Source organism: Neobacillus sp. MER 74, from assembly GCF_023714155.1.
Window position 1 is genome coordinate 1 of the sequence record NZ_JAMAUV010000076.1, and the last position, 444, is coordinate 444.

The 444-nt window shown below is 59.0% G+C and carries 1 protein-coding gene; it reads right to left on the reverse strand.

Annotation, left to right across the window (positions count from 1 at the left end):
* Nucleotides 1-82 precede the first annotated feature (82 nt).
* Nucleotides 83-444, reverse strand: a 362-nt coding sequence (locus M3610_RS27530) for a hypothetical protein (RefSeq protein WP_251463650.1), incomplete at its 5' end; no start/stop codon positions are given.

Sequence of the window (444 nt, forward strand, 5' to 3'; positions counted from 1 at the left end):
CTGGCTGAGTTCACGCTCCAGCGTTTCGTCGTAGGCCTGAGGCGCGCTGACGGGCGTCAGATACCCGGCTGATGTGCTGCTGTTACTCACGCTGGCCTCCGTCAAATGGCTGCAGCTCACAGTGCGCCTGGACGAAACCGGCGCCGTAAGCCGTGTACGGATCGACAAAGGTCACGCGATAGTCGCGGCCGCGATAAGTCACGATGTCGGCATCAATGCCGGTGTTGCCGCTGCTCAGCCTATAGGTGGTGACAATCAGGATTGCGCCATTAATCACCTGACCGGCCTGCATGCGCCGGGCTTCCAGTGAACGGTCAACCGTCACTACGCCGCCGAATTGGGTCTCTGTGGTGGTGTTTCTGGCAAAGCCATCCTCATCGACCGTCTGCTCATTGCGCTTTACCACGAGCGTCGTATCAAGAAATTCAGGCGACAGCAGAACGT